Origin of the sequence: Delftia sp. Cs1-4 (assembly GCF_000214395.1) — a bacterium.
In the GTDB taxonomy this organism is placed as follows: Bacteria; Pseudomonadota; Gammaproteobacteria; order Burkholderiales; family Burkholderiaceae_C; genus Comamonas; species Comamonas acidovorans.
On sequence record NC_015563.1, the window covers coordinates 2,160,348 to 2,181,077 of the forward strand.

Below are 20,730 nucleotides of genomic sequence, written 5' to 3' on the forward strand. Positions count from 1 at the left end.
GGCATGACAGAGAACGCGGCGCCATTGGCGCGCCTGAGTCCATCGATTGCCATGGTCGCCGGGGAAACCTCAGGCGACCTGCTGGCGTCCTTGCTCCTGGGTGGGCTGCAGGCCCGCTGGCCCGAGGCTTCGGCCTTTGGCATCGGCGGGCCCCAAATGCAGCAGCGCGGTTTTGAGGCATGGTGGTCCTGCGAGCGGTTGGCCGTGCATGGCTACAGCTGGGAAGTGTTTCGCCGACTGGCCGAGATTCTGAATATCCGCCGGCAGTTGCGCCAGCGCCTGCTCAAGCAGCCGCCAGCCGTTTTTGTCGGCATCGATGCGCCCGACTTCAATTTGGGCCTGGAGACCGATCTGCGGGCTGCGGGCATCAAGACCGTGCATTTCGTCTGCCCCTCGATCTGGGCCTGGCGTGCCGATCGCGTCGAGAAAATCCGGCGTGCGGCTGACCATGTGCTGTGCATCTTTCCCTTCGAGCCCGAGTTGCTGGCCCGTCACGGCATAGATGCCACCTACGTGGGCCATCCCCTGGCCAGCGTGATTCCGCTGCAGCCCGACCGTGCCGCCGCGCGCCGTCGGCTGGGCCTGCCGGAAGATGGTCTGGTGCTGGCCGTGTTGCCCGGCAGCCGACGCTCCGAAATCCGCTATCTTGCAGCCCGTTTCTTTCAGGCTGCAGCTTTGGTCCGGAAGGCGCTGCCAGCTATTAAAATAGTAGTGCCTGCCGTGCCTTCGCAACTGGACGAGTTGCGGCGCATTGCCCAGGAGTCCGGCATGGCCTCGTCGCTGCACATCGTGCGCGGCCAGTCCCATGATGCATTGGCAGCCTGCGACGTGACGTTGATCGCCAGCGGCACGGCCACGCTGGAAGCCGCGTTGTACAAGCGTCCCATGGTGATCGGCTACAGCATGCACCCCTGGAGCTGGCGCCTGATGCGTGGCAAGCAGTTGCAGCCCTGGGTGGGCCTGCCCAACATCCTGTGCGGCGATTTCGTCGTGCCCGAGCTGATCCAGGATGCGGCAACGCCCCAGGCGCTGAGCGCGGCTGTGCTGCAATGGCTGCAGGCGTGCGAACATTCCCCTTCAACCGTCGAGGCGCTGGTACAGCGCTTCACAGCGCTGCACCATGAATTGCGGCGCGATACTGCCGAACTGGCCGCCCATGCGATCGAGAAAATCATTGCCCCCACTGCCGCCTGAACAGGCGTGCCTGCCCTGGCATCCGCCGGGGTTGGTTGCGGGCGTGGACGAAGCGGGCCGCGGCCCGTTGGCCGGCCCTGTCGTGGCCGCTGCTGTCATTCTTGACGATCTCAATCCCATCGAGGGCCTGAACGATTCCAAGAAGCTCACGGCTGCGCGCCGCGAGGCACTCTATGACGAGATCCGTGCCAAGGCGCTGTGCTGCAGCATTGCCGAGGCCTCGGTCGAGGAGATTGATCGCCTGAACATCCTGCAGGCCACGCTGCTGGCCATGCGCCGCGCGGTGCTGGGCCTGCGCCTGAAGCCGGTGCTCGTGCTGGTGGATGGTAACCAGCTGCCCGTGCTGGATGTGCAGGCCGAGGCCATCGTCAAGGGGGACTCGCTGGTGCAGGCCATCTCGGCAGCCTCCATTCTGGCCAAGGTCACGCGCGACCGCTGGTGCGAACGGCTGCATGAGCAATATCCGGAGTACGGCTTCGACGGCCACAAGGGCTACGGAACGGCGGCCCACCTTGCGGCGCTGCGCCTGCACGGTGCCTGCGAGGAGCACCGGCGAACCTTCGCGCCGGTGGCCCATGTCGTGAGCATTGCCCGCATGGCCGAGCCTCTGGCCGCTGCCCGCGTGGCAGCTGCGGCGCAGGGCGCGCAAGCCTTGCTGCTGTCGGCCTGAGCGCCTTGCCGTTTCTTTCTGCGCCCGTGGCGCGCTGTTCCCTTTGCCCGAAAGCCTCACCATGAGCCGACAACCCGCCGCCACATTGATCCAGTCCCGTGACAACGTCCTGGTCAAGGATTTGCGCAGGCTTGTCCAGGACAGTGGGGCCTACCGCAAGCAAGGGCGCGTCTGGCTGGAGGGGGACCATCTGTGCCGTGCCGCGCTGGCGCGTGGCATGCAGCCCTCCGTGGCCGTGGTGGCCGAATCCTTCTGGCCGCTGGTGCCGCTGGAATGGGTGCAGGGTGCGGGCAAGTGCGTGGTGCTGGCAGATGCCCTGTTTGCCGAAGTCAGCGGCCTGGAGTCCCCGGCGCGCATCGGTTTTCTGATGGACTGGCAGGCATCGGCGATCATCCGTGCCGGCGTGGCCACGGTGGTGTTGGATCGCGTGCAGGACGCAGGCAATGTGGGCTCCATCCTGCGCAGTGCCGCTGCCTTCGGTTTCAGCCAGGTCGTGGCCCTGAAGGGCACGGCTGCGCTGTGGAGCCAGAAGGTGCTGCGCGCCGGCATGGGGGCGCATTTCGGTCTGCAACTGGTCGAGTCGGCCTCGCCCGAAGACCTGGATGCGCTTGGCTTGCCCCTGATCGTGACCAGTTCCCATCAGGGCGAACTGATCCAAAATGCCGCGCTGCCCTGGCCTTGTGCCTGGGCCATGGGCCATGAAGGGCAGGGCGTTGGAGAGGCGCTGATGCAGCGGGCAGCGCAGCATGTGCGCATCGGCCAGCCAGGCGGTGAGGAGTCGCTGAACGTGGCTGCAGCAGCGGCGATATGCCTGCACGCAAGCAGCGTGAGTGCCGGCTCACGTCAAGGGTAATCCCGCCTCCTGTCAGGAGGCTGAAGCACGACCAGCCTATAATGGGCGGCTTTCAAGCATTCCACACTACGCCTAGCGACGCTTCCTCGCCACCCCCTGCAGACAAGCTATAACCCGCCCGGATCCGTCCGTGCGGCACGCTGGGCGTAACCGTAATTAGAACCGGAGAACCCAGTGCTTTTGTCTCTCAAGGGAGCATTCCCATCCGCCATCCTGGCGCTCGCAGACGGCACGGTCTTTGTTGGCAACTCGATCGGTGCGCAAGGCACCACGGTTGGTGAAGTCGTTTTCAACACGGCAATCACCGGCTACCAGGAAATCCTCACCGACCCCAGCTACTGCCAGCAGATCGTGACGCTCACGTATCCGCACATCGGCAACTACGGCGTCAACGCAGAGGATGTCGAGGCTGGCAAGGTCCATGCGGCGGGCCTGATCATCAAGAACCTTCCGCTGCTGGCCAGCAACTTCCGCAAGTCCGAGACCCTGCCCGACTACCTCACGCGCAGCGGCACGGTGGCGATTGCCAACATCGACACGCGCAAGCTCACACGGCTGCTGCGCGACAAGGGCGCACAAAACGGCGCCATCGTCGGTTTGGCCGCTGGCGAAGAAGTGACCCAGGCGCGCATCGACGAGGCACTGGCTGCGGCCAAGGCGGCCCCCAGCATGAAGGGCCTGGATCTGGCCCAGGTGGTGAGCGTAGCCCAGCAGTACGAATGGACGGAAACCGAGTGGAAGCTGGGCGAAGGCTACGGCCAGCAGCAGGCCCCGCGTTTCCATGTGGTGGCCTATGACTTCGGCGTGAAGTTCAACATCCTGCGCATGCTGGCCGAGCGCGGCTGCAAGCTGACCGTGGTGCCGGCCAAGACGCCCGCCAAGGATGTGCTGGCACTCAACCCCGACGGCGTTTTCCTGTCCAACGGCCCTGGCGACCCGGAGCCCTGCGACTACGCCATTGCCGCCACCAAGGAGCTGGTGGAGTCCGGCAAGCCCGTCTTCGGCATCTGCCTGGGTCACCAGATCATGGCCCTGGCCGCTGGCGCCAAGACCTTCAAGATGGCCAACAGCCACCACGGCGCCAACCACCCCGTCAAGGACTTGGACAACGGCCGGGTCAGCATCACCAGCCAGAACCACGGTTTTGCCGTGGAGATGGAGTCCCTGCCCGACACGCTGCGCGCCACGCACATCAGCCTGTTCGACGGCACGCTGCAAGGCCTTGAGCACAAGGACAAGCCTGCGTTCTGCTTCCAGGGCCACCCCGAGGCTTCGCCCGGCCCGCACGATATCGCCTACCTGTTTGACCGCTTCACGGCGCTGATGGAGAAACACAAAAATGCCTAAGCGCACCGACCTCAAAAGCATTCTGATCATTGGCGCCGGTCCCATCGTCATCGGCCAGGCCTGCGAGTTTGACTACTCCGGCGTGCAGGCCTGCAAGGCGTTGCGCGAAGAGGGCTACAAGGTCATCCTGATCAACAGCAACCCTGCCACGATCATGACCGACCCGGCCACGGCCGACGTCACCTACATCGAGCCCATCACCTGGCAGACGGTCGAGAAGATCATCGCCAAGGAGCGTCCCGACGCCATCCTGCCGACCATGGGTGGCCAGACCGCGCTGAACTGCGCGCTGGACCTGTGGCGCAACGGCGTGCTGCACAAGTACAAGGTCGAGCTGATCGGCGCAACTCCCGAGGCCATCGACAAGGCCGAGGACCGCCTCAAGTTCAAGGATGCGATGACGCGCATCGGCCTGGGTTCGGCGCGCTCGGGCATCGCCCATTCGATGGACGAAGCCTGGGCCGTGCAAAAGGAAATGGGCTTTCCCACCGTCATCCGCCCCAGCTTCACGCTGGGCGGCACGGGCGGCGGCATTGCCTACAACCCCGAAGAGTTCGAGACCATCTGCAAGCGCGGGCTGGAAGCGTCCCCGACCAATGAGCTGCTGATCGAGGAATCGCTGCTTGGCTGGAAGGAGTACGAGATGGAAGTCGTCCGCGACAAGGCGGACAACTGCATCATCATCTGCTCCATCGAGAACCTGGATCCCATGGGCGTGCACACCGGCGACTCGATCACCGTGGCACCCGCGCAGACGCTGACCGACAAGGAATACCAGATCATGCGCAACGCCTCGCTGGCGGTGCTGCGCGAGATCGGTGTGGACACGGGCGGCTCCAACGTGCAGTTCTCGGTGAATCCGAAGGACGGCCGCATGATCGTCATCGAGATGAACCCGCGCGTGTCGCGTTCCTCGGCGCTGGCCTCCAAGGCCACGGGCTTCCCCATCGCCAAGGTCGCTGCCAAGCTGGCCGTGGGCTACACGCTGGACGAACTCAAGAACGACATCACGGGCGGCAAGACGCCCGCTTCGTTCGAGCCCTCGATCGACTACGTGGTCACCAAGATCCCGCGTTTCGCGTTCGAGAAGTTCCCCGCTGCCGACAACCGCCTGACCACGCAGATGAAGTCCGTGGGCGAGGTCATGGCCATTGGCCGTACCTTCCAGGAGTCCTTCCAGAAGGCGCTGCGCGGCCTGGAAGTCGGCGTGGACGGCATGAACGAAAAGACCCAGGACCGCGAAATCCTTGAAAAGGAACTCGGCGAGCCAGGTCCGGACCGCATCTGGTATGTGGGCGATGCCTTCGCTGCCGGCTGGACGCTGGACGAGGTGCACAACATCACCAAGATCGACAAGTGGTTCCTCGTGCAGATCGAAGAGATCGTGAAGATCGAACTCGAGCTGGACCAGGTCTACGAGGAAAAGGGCGATGCCGCGCTGGCCGCACTGGACGCCACCACGCTGCGCACGCTCAAGCAAAAGGGCTTCTCCGACCGTCGCCTGGCCAAGCTGCTGCACAGCAATGAAAAGGCCGTGCGCGAGGCGCGCAAGGCACTGGGCGTGCGCCCCGTGTTCAAGCGTGTGGACACCTGCGCTGCCGAGTTCGCCACCGACACGGCCTACATGTACTCCACCTATGACGAGGAGTGCGAGGCCGAGCCGACGGACAAGAAAAAGATCATGGTGCTGGGCGGTGGCCCGAACCGCATCGGCCAGGGCATCGAGTTCGACTACTGCTGCGTGCATGCTGCGCTCGCCATGCGCGAGGACGGCTATGAAACCATCATGGTCAATTGCAACCCCGAGACCGTGTCCACCGACTACGACACGTCGGACCGCCTGTACTTCGAGCCGCTGACGCTGGAAGACGTGCTCGAAGTCGTGGCTGTCGAGAAGCCTGTTGGCGTCATCGTGCAGTACGGCGGCCAGACGCCCCTGAAGCTTGCGCTGGGTCTTGAAAAGGAAGGCGTGCCCATCATCGGCACCACGCCCGACATGATCGACGCGGCCGAAGACCGCGAGCGCTTCCAGAAGCTGCTGCATGAGCTGGGCCTGCGCCAGCCGCCCAATGCCACGGCCCGTACCGAGCCCGAAGCGCTGGAAAAGGCGGCCGGCCTGGGCTACCCCCTGGTCGTGCGTCCCAGCTATGTGCTGGGTGGCCGTGCCATGGAAATCGTGCACGAGCAGCGCGACCTGGAGCGCTACATGCGCGAAGCCGTCAAGGTCAGCAACGACTCGCCCGTGCTGCTGGACCACTTCCTGTCCAACGCCATCGAGTGCGATGTGGACTGCGTGCGCGACCGCGAAGGCGCCGTTTTCATCGGCGGCGTGATGGAGCACATCGAGCAGGCTGGCGTGCATTCGGGCGATTCCGCCTGCTCGCTGCCGCCTTACTACCTCAAGCCCGAGACCGTGGCCGAGATCAAGCGCCAGACTGCCGCCATGGCCAACGCGCTGAGCGTGGTCGGCCTGATGAACGTGCAGTTCGCCATCAAGGAAACGGCCGACGGCGACGTGATCTACGTGCTGGAAGTCAACCCGCGCGCCTCGCGCACCGTGCCCTTCGTCTCCAAGGCCACCGGCATCCAGCTGGCCAAGGTGGCTGCACGCTGCATGGCCGGCGACACGCTGGCCCAGCAGGGCATCACCAAGGAAGTCACGCCGCCGTACTTCAGCGTCAAGGAAGCCGTCTTCCCGTTCGTGAAGTTCCCTGGCGTGGACACCATCCTCGGCCCAGAGATGAAGTCCACTGGCGAAGTCATGGGCGTGGGCAAGACCTTTGGCGAAGCCTTCGTTAAGAGCCAACTGGGCGCCGGCGTCACGCTGCCGACCCAGGGCAAGGTCTTCCTGACCGTGAAGAACGCCGACAAGCCGCGTGCCGTGGCCGTGGCCAAGGAACTGGCTGCGATGGGCTTCGTGCTGTGCGCCACGCGCGGTACGGCAGCGGCCATTTCCGAGGCCGGCATCGAGGTGCAGCTCGTCAACAAGGTGACCGAAGGCCGCCCCCACATCGTGGACATGATCAAGAACGGCGAGATCGCCATGGTCATCAACACGGTGGAGGAGCGCCGCAACGCCATCGCCGACTCGCGTGCCATCCGTACCAGCGCCCTGCTGGCGCGTGTGACCACCTTCACGACCATCTTCGGTGCAGAAGCTGCCGTCGAAGGCATGAAGTCCATGGGCAACATGGACGTGCACTCGGTCCAGGAATTGCACGCCCAACTGCAGGCTGCCTGAGATCCTTCCATTGCCGCTGCGCCTGTTTTTTGATGGCGCGCAGCGAGCGGCACTGTCCGACAGTGCCGCCGGGTTATCCCACCATTTCGGGTGGGTAAACACGGCATAATGGAACGAATCATTCGATGAAACCGCCGCGCGGCAACGTGCGGCGGTTTGCTTTTGGGGTGCAGGTCCAGCCGCAAAGTCGCCGGCCCGCCTGTACCAAAGAAACCGCGCAGCGCGCGGCGTTCGCTGAACATGGAGACTTTTCAATGGCCACCATTCCCATCACCAAGCGCGGAGCCGAGAAGCTCAAGGACGAACTGCACCGCCTGAAAACCGTGGAGCGTCCCTCCATCATCCAGGCCATCGCCGAGGCACGTGCCCAGGGTGACCTGAGCGAAAACGCCGAATACGAGGCCGCTAAGGATCGTCAGGGCTTCATCGAAGGCCGCATTGCCGAGGTCGAGAGCAAGCTGTCGGCTGCCCAGATCATCGATCCCTCTTCCGTGGATGCCGGTGGCCGCGTGGTCTTCGGTGCAACGGTGGAGCTCGAGGATGAAGACAGCGGCGACACGGTCAAGTACCAGATCGTCGGCGAGGACGAGGCCGACCTCAAGCTGGGCCTGATCAACGTCTCCAGCCCCATCGCGCGCGCGCTGATCGGCAAGGAAGAGGGCGATACCGCCGTCGTGCAGGCACCGGGCGGCGAGCGCCGCTATGAAGTGGTGTCGGTGCGCTACCTCTGATGCGTCGGCGCCTGTGCCTCGATCATTGAGGAAGGCCTAAGCCCATGAGCAACCTGTACGAACGCGTTCCCCTGCTGGCTGCTGCTCTGTGGTGGGGCAGCCTGTCGGCCATCGGCTTCATGGCCGTGCCCATGCTGTTCGCCCAATTGCCCACGCCGGCTGTCGCGGGCTTCATGGCAGCCAAGCTGTTTGCCGCGCAGACCTGGGTGTCCATCGCCTGCGCGGCCCTGCTGCTGGTCCTGTCCCGGCGCAACAAGGAGCCGGTCCTGCAGCCCTGGGCCAAGGCCTGTCTGGGCTTTGTGATCGCAGGCATGCTGCTGGCATTTCTGGTCCAGTACGGCGTGTCGCCGCGCATCGTTGCACGCGACAACCTCAAGCTGTGGCACAGCGTGGGCACGGTGATGTATGCGCTGCAGTGGCTGTGTGCGCTCGTCGTGCTGTGGCGCATAGGCAGTCTGTCTCAAGCGAAAGCCGAGGCCACGGCCTGATCCCGGTCCTGCCGGTTCGGTGCCATGCCAAACGAAAACGCCCGCAAGCGCGGGCGTTTTTTTGTGGGTCGAGCTGCTTACTCGTGCCAGTGCTCGGCCACCCAGGTAGCAGGCCGGATATAGCGAAAGCGCCGATTGCGCCGGCCGGCCAACGCGTCGGGCGGGTTGCATTCTCCGTGGAAGATCACCACGCGTGCACCATCCGGCACGAAGGGCGGCTTCCAGTAGTTCGTCGGCCATGCGGGAATGCAGTGGTACTTGAAGCTGGGGCACCAGGCCTGCGGCCAGTACTTGAGCTTGCCCTGCTTGTGCAGCATGTCGGACAGGTAGGCCTGCTCGTTGCGGAAGCTGCTGCGGATCTCTTCGAAATGCGTGCGGAAGTAGTCCAGTACCTCGGGGTGTGCACCCAGCTCGAAGCGGTACACCGAGGAATTGCCCGTGATGCGCCAGGGGCGCTTGTAGTCGTGGATGATCAGGAATTCGCCGGGCTCGGTGAAAAAATCGTCCAGCGGCCCGGTGATGACCACGTCCACGTCAAGAAACAGCGCCGTGCCGCGCAGGCCATGCAGGTCGGCACTGAAGGTGGCCAGCTTGTTCCAGCCGCGCTCGGGAATGCCGGCGGGCAGGTTCAGCGGCGGAATGGGCAGGCATTCGACTTCGTCACGAATCCCCACGCCGTCATCGGTCAGGCAGACAAGGCGAAAATCGCCCTTCAGATGCCGACGCACCATGGCGTAGAGCCTGTTGACATACTCCGGACCGTACTTCTTGCCCCACTTCATGCAGATCACGAAGCGCTGCTGCGCAGAGGGGGAGGCGGAGGGCGGTTGCGCGGCCTGGGCCACGCTGGCGGCATGGGATGCTACGGTCATGGATGCGGCGGACTCAGTCTGCCTGGCGCTTCTTGACCGACTTTTGCTTGGGCTTGGCGCGCTTGACCTGGCCACCTGCCGTCAGGCGCTGGTTGCCCAGCACGCGGATCTGCTTGACCTCGGGCTTCTGGCCCGAGCGCTTGCTGAACTTGAGCAGCTTGACATCGCGAGGACCGGGCATGCGGTTCTCGTCGACGGCTTTTTCCTTTTCTGGCATGGGGCGCCAGAGCACCAGCAGCTTGCCGATGTGTTGAATGGGTGCAGCGCCAAGTTCGTCGCACAGCTGCAGATACATCTGCTCGCGTGCGGCGCGGTCGTCGTTGAAGACACGGACCTTGATCAGGCCATGTGCGTTAAGGCCGGCGTTGACCTCCTTTTGCACGGCAGCCGTCAGGCCGTCACCTCCGATGAGGACCACGGGGTCCAGGTGGTGTGCGTTGGCGCGGTGTTCCCGGCGCTCGGCGGGAGTCAATTGAATTTGGGGCATGGCCGTATTATCGAGGCTGAAAGAATCCAGCATGAAAGTCAACACAAAAAGCAAGAAGGTCAACAAGGCTTGGCTCAACAGCCACGTCAACGATCCTTACGTCAAAGCCGCCCAGAAGGACGGCTACCGCGCTCGCGCGGCCTACAAACTCAAGGAGATCGACGAGCAGCTCAAGCTCATCCGGCCGGGTGCCACGGTGGTGGACCTGGGCTCTACGCCAGGAGCGTGGAGCCAGTATGTGCGCCGCTGTCTGTCGCCAGAAGGCGCGGCGGTGGGCGCGCTCAATGGTCGCATCATCTCGCTGGATCTGCTGCCCATGGAGCCTATCGAGGGCGTGCAGTTCATTCTGGGCGATTTCCGCGAGGAGCCGGTGCTGGCGCAGCTGCAGGAAGCGCTGGGCGGTGGCAAGGCCGATGTGGTGGTCTCCGACATGGCTCCCAACCTGTCGGGCAACGGTACGACGGATGCGGCGCGCATTGCGCTGCTGGTGGAGCTGGCGGTTGATTTTTCCATCCACCATATGAAACCTGAAGGGGCCTTGGTCGTGAAGCTCTTTCACGGCGGGGCCTACGACGACCTGGTAGCGCTGTTCCGGCAGACCTTCAAGGTGGTCAAGCCGATCAAGCCCAAGTCCTCGCGCGACAAGTCTTCGGAGACGTTTCTGGTGGGCATGGGGCTCAGGTAGCCCTGCACAGCCGCCCGGCGCGGCCCTGACGCGGGTCAAGACCGCATTCAAGCTATGGCTGCTATAGAGGGATATAGGCGACCAGCCAGCTTGAAACACCTAAAATGAACCGCAAATACGCTTCGAGCACGCTGGAAGTCGTTTTATCTGTATCCCCATTGGAGCCCCGCTTGAACAATCAGTGGTTTTCAAAAATTGCCGTCTGGCTGGTCATCGCCATGGTGCTGTTTACGGTGTTCAAACAATTTGACACCCGTGGCGGCGCCGGCGCGTCCCATGTCGGTTACTCCGAGTTCCTGGAAGAGGTGCGCAGCAACCGCATCAAGAGCGCCACCATCCAGGAAAGCCCCGGCGGCACCGAGATCGTGGCCACGACCAACGATGATCGCAAGGTGCGCACCACGGCCACCTACCTGGATCGTGGGCTCGTGGGCGATCTGATCAACAACAACGTCAAGTTCGACGTCAAGCCCCGCGAAGAAGGCTCGGTCCTCATGACCCTGCTCGTCAGCTGGGGCCCCATGCTGCTGTTGATCGGCGTGTGGGTGTACTTCATGCGCCAGATGCAGGGCGGCGGCAAGGGCGGTGCTTTCAGCTTCGGCAAGAGCAAGGCGCGCATGCTGGACGAGAACAACAACACCGTGACCTTTGCCGACGTTGCAGGCTGCGACGAAGCCAAGGAAGAGGTCAAGGAAGTCGTGGACTTCCTCAAGGACCCCAACAAGTTCCAGAAGCTCGGCGGCCGCATTCCGCGTGGCCTGCTGCTGGTCGGGCCTCCGGGTACCGGCAAGACGCTGCTGGCCAAGTCCATCGCTGGTGAAGCCAAGGTTCCGTTCTTCAGCATCTCGGGCTCCGACTTCGTGGAAATGTTCGTCGGCGTGGGCGCTGCCCGTGTGCGCGACATGTTCGAGAACGCCAAGAAGAACGCACCCTGCATCATCTTCATCGATGAAATCGACGCCGTGGGCCGCCAGCGCGGCGCAGGCCTGGGCGGTGGCAACGATGAGCGTGAACAGACCCTGAACCAGATGCTGGTCGAGATGGACGGCTTCGAGACCAACCTCGGCGTGATCGTCGTGGCTGCGACCAACCGTCCCGACATCCTGGATGCCGCCCTGCTGCGTCCCGGCCGTTTCGACCGCCAGGTGTATGTGACGCTGCCCGATATCCGCGGCCGCGAGCAGATCCTCAATGTGCACATGCGCAAGATTCCTGTCGGCCAGGACGTGAATCCGGGCGTGATCGCCCGCGGCACGCCCGGCATGTCGGGTGCCGATCTGGCCAACCTCTGCAACGAAGCAGCCCTGATGGCCGCGCGCCGCAATGCGCGTACCGTCGAGATGCAGGATTTCGAGAAGGCCAAGGACAAGATCATCATGGGCCCCGAGCGCAAGAGCATGGTCATGCCCGAGGAAGAGCGCCGCAACACGGCCTACCACGAGGCGGGCCACGCACTGATCGGCAAGCTGCTGCCCAAGTGCGATCCCGTGCACAAGGTCACCATCATCCCGCGCGGTCGTGCGCTGGGCGTGACGATGAGCCTGCCCGAGAAGGACCGCTACTCCTACGACAAGGAGTTCATGCTCAACCAGATCGCCATGCTGTTCGGTGGACGCATTGCCGAAGAAGTGTTCATGAACCAGATGACCACGGGCGCGAGCAACGACTTCGAGCGGGCCACGCAGATCGCACGCGACATGGTCACGCGCTATGGCATGACCGACGCGCTGGGTCCCATGGTCTATGCGGAGCAGGAAGGCGAGCCATTCCTGGGCCGCTCGATGAGCAAGACCAACAGCATGAGCGAGCAGACGATGCAGAAGGTGGACCAGGAGGTTCGCCGCATCATCGACGAGCAGTACGGACTGGCGCGCAAGCTGATCGAGGACAACTCCGACAAGATGCATGCCATGGCCAAGGCCATGCTCGACTGGGAAACCATCGACGCCGAGCAACTCGATGACATCATGGCCGGCCGCGAGCCGCGTCCTCCCAAGGACTGGGTGCCGCGCAACCCGCCGTCGTCCGACGGTGGCAACTCGTCCGGCGGCACGCCGGCAGTGGATGCCGACCCTGCGCCCACCACGGCCTGATCTGCTTGCCGCAGAATCTGCCAATCCCATGCAAAGGGCCCCGAGGGGCCCTTTTGCTTTGCTTGCAGGATGTGCTCAATCGCCCGCAGCGGTGGCCGAGCGAGGGGCCCGGTCCGGCAAGCGCCTACCTTCAGGAAATCCCATGCCGCATCAATGGCAGACTTCGCGCTTTGTTCTAGACCTTCAGCGTCCACTGGTCATGGGCATCGTCAATGTGACGCCCGACTCGTTTTCCGACGGCGGACGGCACAACACGGTGGAGCAGGCCTTGCGGCATGCAGAGCAGCTGGTCGGTGAAGGCGCGCACATCCTCGACATCGGCGGCGAGTCCACCAGGCCCGGCTCACCGGCCGTGCCGCTGGACGAGGAATTGCGGCGCGTGCTGCCCGTGGTGCAGGGCGCGGTGCAACTGGGCGTGCCTGTCTCCGTCGATACCTACAAGCCCGAGGTCATGCAGGCCGTGCTGGATCTGGGGGCCGACATCGTCAACGACATCTGGGCGCTGCGCCAGCCGGGCGCGCAGCAGGTGGTGGCCGCGCACCCGCGCTGCGGCATCTGTCTCATGCACATGCATGGCACGCCGCAGGACATGCAGACCACGCCCATGCAAGGCGATGCCGTGCCCGCCGTGCGCGATTTCCTGCAGTTGCACAGCGATGCCCTGCTGGCCCAGGGCGTGGCGCGCGAGCGCATTGTCTGGGACTACGGCATCGGCTTCGGCAAAAGCGTGGCGCAGAATTTTTCGCTGCTTGCGCGCCAGCAGGAATTGCTGGGCCTAGACTTCCCGCTGCTGGCGGGCTGGTCGCGCAAGGGCTCGCTCGGGCAGGTCAGTGGCCTTGCGCAGGGCCAGCGCATGGTGCCCAGTGTGGCGGCGGCGCTGCTGGCCGTGGAGCGGGGTGCGCGCGTGGTGCGCGTGCACGACGTGGCCGATACGGTGGCGGCATTGACGGTCTGGCAGACCATGCACGACAACAACTGAACAACAAAGGAGCACTATGGCACGCACATATTTTGGTACCGATGGAATTCGCGGCCTGGTGGGCCGCTCGCCCATCACCCCCGACTTCTCGCTGCGCCTGGCGCACGCCGTGGGCCGTGTGCTGCGGCGCAAGGAAGCCCGCCCGATGGTGCTGATCGGCAAGGACACCCGGATCTCGGGCTACATGCTGGAAAGTGCCCTGGAGTCCGGCTTCAACTCGGCCGGCGTGGACGTGATGCTGCTCGGTCCCCTGCCCACCCCGGGCGTGGCCTACCTGACGCGCGCCCAGCGCGCCAGCCTGGGCGTGGTCATCAGCGCCAGCCACAACCCTTATTACGACAACGGCATCAAGTTCTTCAGCGCACAGGGCACCAAGCTGCCCGATGCCTGGGAGGAAGAGGTCGAGCAGGCCTTGACCGAAGATCCCGTGTGGGCCGACTCTGCCGCTCTGGGAAAGGCCCGGCGCCTTGAAGACGCGGCAGGGCGCTACATCGAGTTCTGCAAGAGCACCTTTGACCATGCGCTCACGCTCAAGGGCGTGAAGATCGTTGTCGATGCGGCCCATGGCGCGGCCTATCAGATCGCACCCAAGGTCTTCCATGAACTGGGGGCCGATGTGGTGGCCATAGGCTGTGCGCCCGATGGACTCAATATCAACGAAGACGTGGGTGCCACGCACCCCGAGGCTCTGGTGCTGGCCGTGCGCGCCAACAAGGCCGACTTCGGCGTGGCGCTGGATGGCGATGCCGACCGGCTGCTGCTGGTCGATGCGGCAGGGCGGCTCTACAACGGCGACGAACTGCTGTATCTGCTGGCAGCCGACCGGCTGGCGCGCGGCGAGGCCGTGCCGGGCGCCGTGGGCACGCTGATGACCAATATGGCCGTGGAGGTGGCGCTGAAGTCCCAGGGCGTGGGCTTTGTGCGTGCCAAGGTCGGCGACCGCTATGTGCTGGAAGAGCTGCACCGCCAGGGCTGGACCCTGGGCGGTGAGGGCTCGGGACATTTGCTGGCGCTGGACAAGCACACTACGGGCGACGGCCTGGTCAGCGCGCTGCAGGTGCTGCAGGCCTGCGTGCGCTCGGGCAAGAGCCTGTCGCAGTGGCTGTCGTCCGTGCAGCTGTTTCCCCAGGTGCTGCTCAACGTGCGGCTGCAGCCGGGCCAGGACTGGAAGCGCAACACCCAATTGGAAGAGGCCACCGAGGCCGTCCAGGCCGAGCTGGGAGATACGGGGCGTGTGCTCATCCGAGCCAGCGGCACCGAGCCTTTGCTGCGCGTGATGGTGGAGGCGCGCGATGGCGATCAGGCCAGCCGCTGTGCCGAGCGCCTGGCCAGCGTGGCCAAGAATTCGCCGGTTGCCTGAGCGGTTGCACGCTCCTGTGCATGGAAGGCCGAGGCTTCATGCCCCGGCTTTTTTTTCGTCTGGATTCCGGTGCGCGAGGTGATGCGATGCGCGCGGTGATGCGGCCCGGTCAGCCCTGGCTGCGCAAGAAGGACTCCAGCGCCTCTGGTGCCAGCGGGCGGCTGAAATGGTAGCCCTGGGCCTCATCGCAGCCTTGCTCGCGCAGGAACTCCAGCTGTGCCTCGGTCTCCACGCCCTCGGCCGTGGTCTGCATGCCCAGGGCCTGGGCCATGCGGATGATGGCGCTGACAATGGCGCGGTCGTTGCTGTCGTGGTCCAGGTCCTGGATGAAGGACTGGTCGATCTTGAGCTTGTAGATCTGAAAGCGCTTGAGCTGGCTCAGGGATGAATAGCCGGTGCCGAAGTCATCCATGGCCAGGCGCACGCCGTGCTCGCGCAGCCGGTCCATGGTGGCTGTCGCCTGGCGCGGATCATGGATGGCCACGCCTTCGGTCAGCTCCAGCTCCAGAGAATCGGCCGGCAGGTCGCTGTCGAGCAGGATGCGGTTGATGATCTCGGGCAGTTGCTGCTGATGGAACTGGATGGCCGAAAGATTCACGGCCACCTTCAGGTCGCGCAGGCCCGCATTGCGCCAGACCTGCAACTGCTGCATGGCGCTGCGCAGCACCCATTCGCCGATCTGCAGGATCTGGCCGCTGTCCTCGGCCACGGGAATGAACTCGGCCGGCGAGACCGAGCCCAGTTCCGGGTGCTCCCAGCGCAGCAGCGCCTCGACGCTGCGCACACGGCCCGTGCTCAGCGTGATCTGCGGCTGATAGTGCAGATACAGCTGATTGCGCTCCAGCGCCCGGCGCAGCGCATTCTCCAGCTGCAGGGCTCGCAGGGACTGGGCCTGCATCTGCGGAGTGAAGAAGCGGTAGGTGTTGCGGCCGGCCTGCTTGGCGTGGTACATGGCCGCATCGGCGGCCTGGGTCAGCGAGTCGATGTCGTGGCCGTCGCGCGGGTACAGCGCAATGCCCATGGACGGCGCAATGGTCAGCTCATGGCGGTCGATCTGGTAGGCCTGGCGCGACGCCTCCTGCAGCTTGCCGGCCACGCGGGCCGCACCCTGGGCATTGGCGCCGGGCAGCAGCAGCACGAATTCGTCGCCGCCGATGCGGGCCACCGTATCGCGGTCGCGCACGACGGCACGCAGGCGGCGGGCAATCTCCACCAGCAGGGCATCGCCCACGCGATGGCCCAGCGAATCATTGACATGCTTGAAGTGGTCCAGGTCCAGGAACATCACGGCCAGCGGCGTGTCGTTGGCCTTGGCCAGCTCGATGGCGCGGGCACTGCGCTCGGCCAGCAGCGTGCGGTTGGGCAGGCCGGTGAGCGCGTCGTAGTGCGCCATCCAGTAGATGCGTTCCTGGTCCAGCTTGCGGTCGGCAATCTCCCGGTGCAGGTTCTCCACCGTGGCGCTGAGTTCGCGTGTGCGGTCGCGCACCTGCTGCTCCAGCAGTTCGTGGGCCTGGCTCAGGGCCTGCTGGGCTCGCAGGCGGTCGTCGATATCGCTCACGATCCAGATCGATCCCTCGCGCGCATCGCCCGGATTGATGAGCCGCCCTGTGAGCTCTCCCCAGAACAGGCTGCCGTCCTTGCGGCGCAGGCGGCGCTGCGTGCGAAAGGACAGGCCGGCGCTCAGCGTGCGGTAGGCCTCGCGTCCCAGGCTGCGCAGCTCATCACGGCTGGGATGCAGGTGTTCGCTGTTGATGCCCACCAGCGCATGCTCGCCCGCGTAGCCGAAGATGTCTGCGTAGCACTGGTTGCAGCGGACGATGACGCGTTGGCGAATGAAGACGATGCCGACGCCGGCATTGTCGAGCAGGGCCTGCTGCTCGCGCAGGCTGCGTTGCAAGGACGCCGCCATCATCGAAGACGGACGTTCGAGTACAGGGTCGTACGCAATCGTCGGCGCGGACATGGCGAAGCGGTGGGGCGGTAATGAAGGGAGGGTGGGAAGCTTACAAAGTGTAGCACTTGTGCGGAAAACACTCTATCGGCCTTCCCTGACGCAAGCAGGGCCTGGGCCGTCATGGGCCGTCATGGGCCGGGTGCAACTTGCCTGCGCCTGTGTTTTCCGGAGGCTTCGGCATCCAGCCGATCGGCCAGCTCATACAGCACGCCATGCCGCAGGGCGCCATGCGTCACGCGCATGCGCTCGATGCCCAGGCTGGAGAAGATCGCCCGCATCACGCTCATGCCGCCGCCGATCATGGGACGCAGTTCTTCCTTGAGCCCGTCCATGTTCACGCGGCTGACATGCCCTGCACGCAGCAACTGCGCCTGCAGCCAGTCCAGTCCCTGCCGCGTGATCCAGCCGGCCGTGCCATCGGGTGCATGTGCCAGCACCTTGACGATGGCACCGGCCGTGCCGGAGGACCCATAGGCATGGCTCCACTGCCCGGCGGCAAACCGCGCGGCTTCGGGCGCAATGATGTCGGCCACCGCCGCTTCGGCCTGGGACAGTGCCTGGGCCGACAGCTCTCCATCGGGAAAGTGGCGCAATGCCCAGGTCACGCTGCCGAAGGCGAAGGAGCGTGCCTGCAGCACCTGCCGCTGCTGGCCAAGGCACAGCTCGGTCGATCGGCCACCGATGTCCACCACCAGCCGCCGCTGGGGACCGGGCGGCAGCAACTGGGCAACGCCACGATAGATCAGGCGCGCTTCTTCCTCGCCGTCGATGACTTCGATGGCGCAGCCCAGGATGCGCTGGCCTTCGTCCAGGAAGACCTGGCGGTTCGATGCCTCTCTCAGCGTCTGCGTGGCCACGGCACGAACGCGGTGGCGGGGCAGGTCGCCCAGCACCTGCGCATAGCGCTCCAGGCAGGCCCAGCCACGCTGCATGGCCTCCAGGCTCAGGGCTCCCTGTGCGTCCAGGGCGCTGCCCAGGCGTATGGCTTCCTTGCGGTGGCTGAACAGCTGTACCTTTGCGCCGTCGCTGCGGGCCATGGCCAGCAGGCAGCTGTTGGAGCCAATGTCGATGGCGGCCAGGCGGCTTTCGGGGGGATTGGAAGAGGGCATGCGCGAAAGGCGGACGACGACACGGCTGCGGCAGGTTTGCAGCAGCCAACGCCATCCAGGGGGATGGCAGTGAGCTTAGCACCCTGGCGATACAGCGTGGCCCTCGTGGCTGCGTGACCTGGTCATGACCTTTGCATGACAGCGCCAGCGCAGCCATTCATTGCCGGAAGTCGCTTGTATGACAGGTGTCATGCGTGGTTGGGATCTATGTCATGAACATGTCACAAACCCGGGGCAGACTGCCCGAATCCCCGGTCCACGGGGTGACTACCGGGTCCTGCACAGGCCGGGCCCCTGCATCCATGCCCCAGACATTCACGCCGATTCCCGCCAGCGCCTCTGCCGCGCCTGCCGAGCCAGAACATGAACAGGGGCTGCGCACCATGCCCGCAGGGCCGGCCTCGCTGGGCATGGCCCGCGAGACAGCGCCCATACCCGTCTGTGCACCCTTGAATGTCCCGATGATGCCCCTGGCCAAAAGCCTTTCCACCGCCCTGCTGGAATTGCAGGGCCAGGCGATGCCAGCGTCTGCCCCGGTCTCTGCTGCGGGGCTGGCCGCCGCGGCATACACTGGCCTGTACGCCACAGCCGAAAGCGGTGAAGTGCAACAGCAACAGCAGCAGCAACAACAGTTTCTGGACCGCGACCATTGCATCCTGGCGTTCAACGAACGCGTGCTGGACTGGGCTGTGCGCGAGGATGTGCCGCTGCTGGAGCGGCTGCGCTACCTGTGCATCGTCTCTTCCAATCTCGACGAATGGTTCGAGGTGCGCTGCGCCCCCCATGTGACGGCGGCCAAGGCCGGCGACGCCAAGGGCCTGTACACGCTGCAGAGCTTTCGCTCGCTGATGGACAAGGCGCATGAGCTGGTATTGCGCCAGTACACGCTGTACAACCAATCGCTGATTCCTGCCTTTGCGGGGCAGGGCATACGCGTGGTCTCCCATGGCGAGCGCAGCAGCGCCCAGCGCAAATGGGTGCGCGAATACTTTCTGCGCGAAGTCCAGCCCCTGCTCATGCCGGTGGGCCTGGACCCATCCCATCCATTTCCCCAGGTGGCCAACAAGGCGCTGAACTTCATCGTGCGCCTCAAGGGTGTCGATGCCTTCGGCCGCGCCAACGAGGTGGCCATCGTCAAGGTCCCGCGCGCCTTGCCTCGCCTGGTGCGCCTGCCGGAGAAGATCGCGGGCAAGCAGCGCCTGTTCGTGAGCATCTCCAGCATCGTGCGCGCCCATCTGGTCGAGCTGTTCCCGGGGCGTGAGGTGGCGGAGTTCGCGCAGTTCCGTGTCACCCGCCATTCGGACCTGGCGGTGGATGAGGACGATGTCAGCGACCTGCGCATGGCGCTGCGCCAGGGTCTGCACCACCGCCACTACGGCCAGGCCGTGCGGCTGGAGGTGTCCTTTGCCTGCTCGCCCATGTTGTCCGACCTGCTGCTGGGCCAGTTCGGCCTGCCGACCGAGGCATTGTTCCGCGTCAAGGGGCCCGTGAACCTGGTGCGCCAGTCGCAGCTGGTCGATCTGGTCGATGACCCCGCGCTGCTGTTCCCGCCGTGGCGGCCGGCATGGCCGCGCCAGCTGCAGCCGGGCCGCTCGGTGATGGCCCAGATCCGCAAGCGTGACGTGCTGATCCACCAGCCTTTCGAGAGCTTCGACGGCGTGCTGGAGCTGCTGCGCGAGGCCGTCAACGACCCCGAGGTGCTGGCCATCAAGCAGACCATCTACCGCACCGGGTCCGACTCCGAAATCATGCAGTTGCTGGCCGAGGCCGTGCGCCGCGGCAAGGAGGTGCTGGCCGTGCTGGAGCTCAAGGCGCGCTTTGACGAAGAGGCCAACATCAACTCCGCCGAGAAGCTGGAGGCCCTGGGCGCCCAGGTGGTCTACGGCGTGCTGGGCCTGAAGACGCACGCCAAGATGCTGCTGATCACGCGCCGCGAAAAGCGCAGCGGGCAGCTCAAGCGCTATGGACACCTGTCCACCGGCAATTACAACGTGCGCACGGCGCGCCTGTACACGGACATCAGCCAGCTGACCTGCGATGCGCAGATCACGGCCGATATGGATGCCGTGTTCAGCCACCTGTCCAGCCACAACCGCCTGCCCAAGCTGCACCAGCTGGTGATTGCGCCGTTCCAGCTGCACGACCGCATGCTGGCGCTGATCAACCAGGTGGGCGAGGCGGCGCAACGCGGCGAAGAGGCGCGCATCGTGCTCAAGATGAATGCGCTGACCGACGAGCTGCTCATGCAGGCCCTGGTGCGTGCCGGCCAGCAGGGCGCGCGCATCGATCTCATCGTGCGCAGTGCCTGCATGCTGCCGCCGCAGCGCAAGGGCTGGACCGACAACATCCGCGTGCGCTCCATCATCGGCCGTTTCCTGGAGCACTCGCGCGTCTTCTACTTTGCCTGGGGCAAGCAGCAGGAACTGCTGCTGTCCAGCGCCGACTGGATGAACCGCAACATGATGCGCCGGGTGGAGCTGGCCTGGCCCGTGCGCGACCCCGTGCTGCGCCAGCAGGTGATAGACGAATGCCTGGTCGCTGGCCTGTATGACAACCGCGATGCCTGGACCCTGGAGGCCAATGGTGCCTACCAGCGTGCACCCTATCCGACCACGGGCCTGGGTGCGCAGTGCGCCTTGATGGAGCGCTACGGGCCCCAGGTCTGAG

General features: G+C 64.9%; 16 protein-coding genes. 12 read left to right on the top strand and 4 right to left on the bottom strand.

Annotated elements, in window-relative coordinates; genetic code table 11:
- Positions 1–3: 3 nt before the first annotated feature.
- The 7 genes from lpxB to DELCS14_RS09625 all read left to right on the top strand — a co-directional run bounded on the left by lpxB (position 4) and on the right by DELCS14_RS09625 (position 8,524).
- Positions 4–1,194, top strand: a complete 1,191-nt coding sequence (gene lpxB, locus DELCS14_RS09595; protein WP_013801456.1) for a lipid-A-disaccharide synthase — start codon at positions 4–6, stop codon at positions 1,192–1,194.
- A complete protein-coding gene (gene rnhB / locus DELCS14_RS09600) occupies positions 1,157–1,864 on the top strand; it encodes a ribonuclease HII (RefSeq protein ID WP_012206733.1) in 708 nt (235 codons plus the stop codon). Before lpxB ends, rnhB begins: the two co-directional genes overlap by 38 nt.
- A 61-nt stretch (positions 1,865–1,925) precedes the next feature.
- The gene (locus DELCS14_RS09605) at positions 1,926–2,717 is read left to right on the top strand and encodes an RNA methyltransferase (RefSeq protein ID WP_013801457.1); all 792 of its coding nucleotides are present in this window, start codon (positions 1,926–1,928) and stop codon (positions 2,715–2,717) included.
- A 174-nt stretch (positions 2,718–2,891) separates the two neighbouring features.
- On the top strand, positions 2,892–4,064 hold the full coding sequence (gene carA, locus DELCS14_RS09610) for a glutamine-hydrolyzing carbamoyl-phosphate synthase small subunit (protein WP_013801458.1): 1,173 nt from the start codon (positions 2,892–2,894) through the stop codon (positions 4,062–4,064).
- Positions 4,057–7,305: a carbamoyl-phosphate synthase large subunit gene (gene carB / locus DELCS14_RS09615; protein WP_013801459.1), complete on the top strand. Its 3,249-nt coding sequence runs from the start codon at positions 4,057–4,059 to the stop codon at positions 7,303–7,305. Before carA ends, carB begins: the two co-directional genes overlap by 8 nt.
- A gap of 254 nt (positions 7,306–7,559) precedes the next feature.
- Positions 7,560–8,036, top strand: a complete 477-nt coding sequence (gene greA, locus DELCS14_RS09620; protein WP_012206729.1) for a transcription elongation factor GreA — start codon at positions 7,560–7,562, stop codon at positions 8,034–8,036.
- Positions 8,037–8,080: 44 nt separating this feature from the next.
- Positions 8,081–8,524, top strand: a complete 444-nt coding sequence (locus DELCS14_RS09625) for a DUF4149 domain-containing protein (RefSeq protein WP_013801460.1) — start codon at positions 8,081–8,083, stop codon at positions 8,522–8,524.
- Positions 8,525–8,601: 77 nt separating this feature from the next.
- On the opposite strand, the gene DELCS14_RS09630 is transcribed toward DELCS14_RS09625, so the two are convergent.
- Positions 8,602–9,396: a hypothetical protein gene (locus DELCS14_RS09630; protein ID WP_013801461.1), complete on the bottom strand. Its 795-nt coding sequence runs from the start codon at positions 9,394–9,396 to the stop codon at positions 8,602–8,604.
- A gap of 13 nt (positions 9,397–9,409) precedes the next feature.
- Positions 9,410–9,883 (bottom strand): YhbY family RNA-binding protein, encoded by a 474-nt coding sequence (locus DELCS14_RS09635; RefSeq protein WP_013801462.1) that lies wholly within the window; start codon positions 9,881–9,883, stop codon positions 9,410–9,412.
- Positions 9,884–9,914: 31 nt separating this feature from the next.
- Between DELCS14_RS09635 and DELCS14_RS09640 the strand changes: the two genes are divergently transcribed.
- From DELCS14_RS09640 to glmM, 4 genes are all read left to right on the top strand, one after another.
- Positions 9,915–10,568, top strand: coding sequence for an RlmE family RNA methyltransferase (locus DELCS14_RS09640; protein WP_013801463.1), 654 nt, complete (start codon positions 9,915–9,917; stop codon positions 10,566–10,568).
- Between the two features lie 170 nt (positions 10,569–10,738).
- Positions 10,739–12,661: an ATP-dependent zinc metalloprotease FtsH gene (gene ftsH, locus DELCS14_RS09645; protein ID WP_016447469.1), complete on the top strand. Its 1,923-nt coding sequence runs from the start codon at positions 10,739–10,741 to the stop codon at positions 12,659–12,661.
- A gap of 142 nt (positions 12,662–12,803) precedes the next feature.
- The gene (gene folP / locus DELCS14_RS09650) at positions 12,804–13,640 is read left to right on the top strand and encodes a dihydropteroate synthase (protein WP_013801465.1); all 837 of its coding nucleotides are present in this window, start codon (positions 12,804–12,806) and stop codon (positions 13,638–13,640) included.
- A 16-nt stretch (positions 13,641–13,656) separates the two neighbouring features.
- The gene (gene glmM / locus DELCS14_RS09655; RefSeq protein WP_013801466.1) at positions 13,657–15,000 is read left to right on the top strand and encodes a phosphoglucosamine mutase; all 1,344 of its coding nucleotides are present in this window, start codon (positions 13,657–13,659) and stop codon (positions 14,998–15,000) included.
- Between the two features lie 109 nt (positions 15,001–15,109).
- Here the strand turns inward: glmM and DELCS14_RS09660 are convergent, their stop codons facing one another.
- Positions 15,110–16,963: an EAL domain-containing protein gene (locus DELCS14_RS09660; protein WP_013801467.1), complete on the bottom strand. Its 1,854-nt coding sequence runs from the start codon at positions 16,961–16,963 to the stop codon at positions 15,110–15,112.
- Positions 16,964–17,082: 119 nt separating this feature from the next.
- Entirely contained in the window at positions 17,083–18,063 is a 981-nt protein-coding gene (locus DELCS14_RS09665) for a Ppx/GppA family phosphatase (RefSeq protein WP_013801468.1), read from the bottom strand.
- 212 nt (positions 18,064–18,275) lie between these two features.
- Here DELCS14_RS09665 and ppk1 point away from each other — a divergent pair, with 212 nt between their 5' ends.
- Positions 18,276–20,729, top strand: a complete 2,454-nt coding sequence (ppk1, locus tag DELCS14_RS09670; RefSeq protein WP_043795915.1) for a polyphosphate kinase 1 — start codon at positions 18,276–18,278, stop codon at positions 20,727–20,729.
- Position 20,730: the final 1 nt, after the last annotated feature.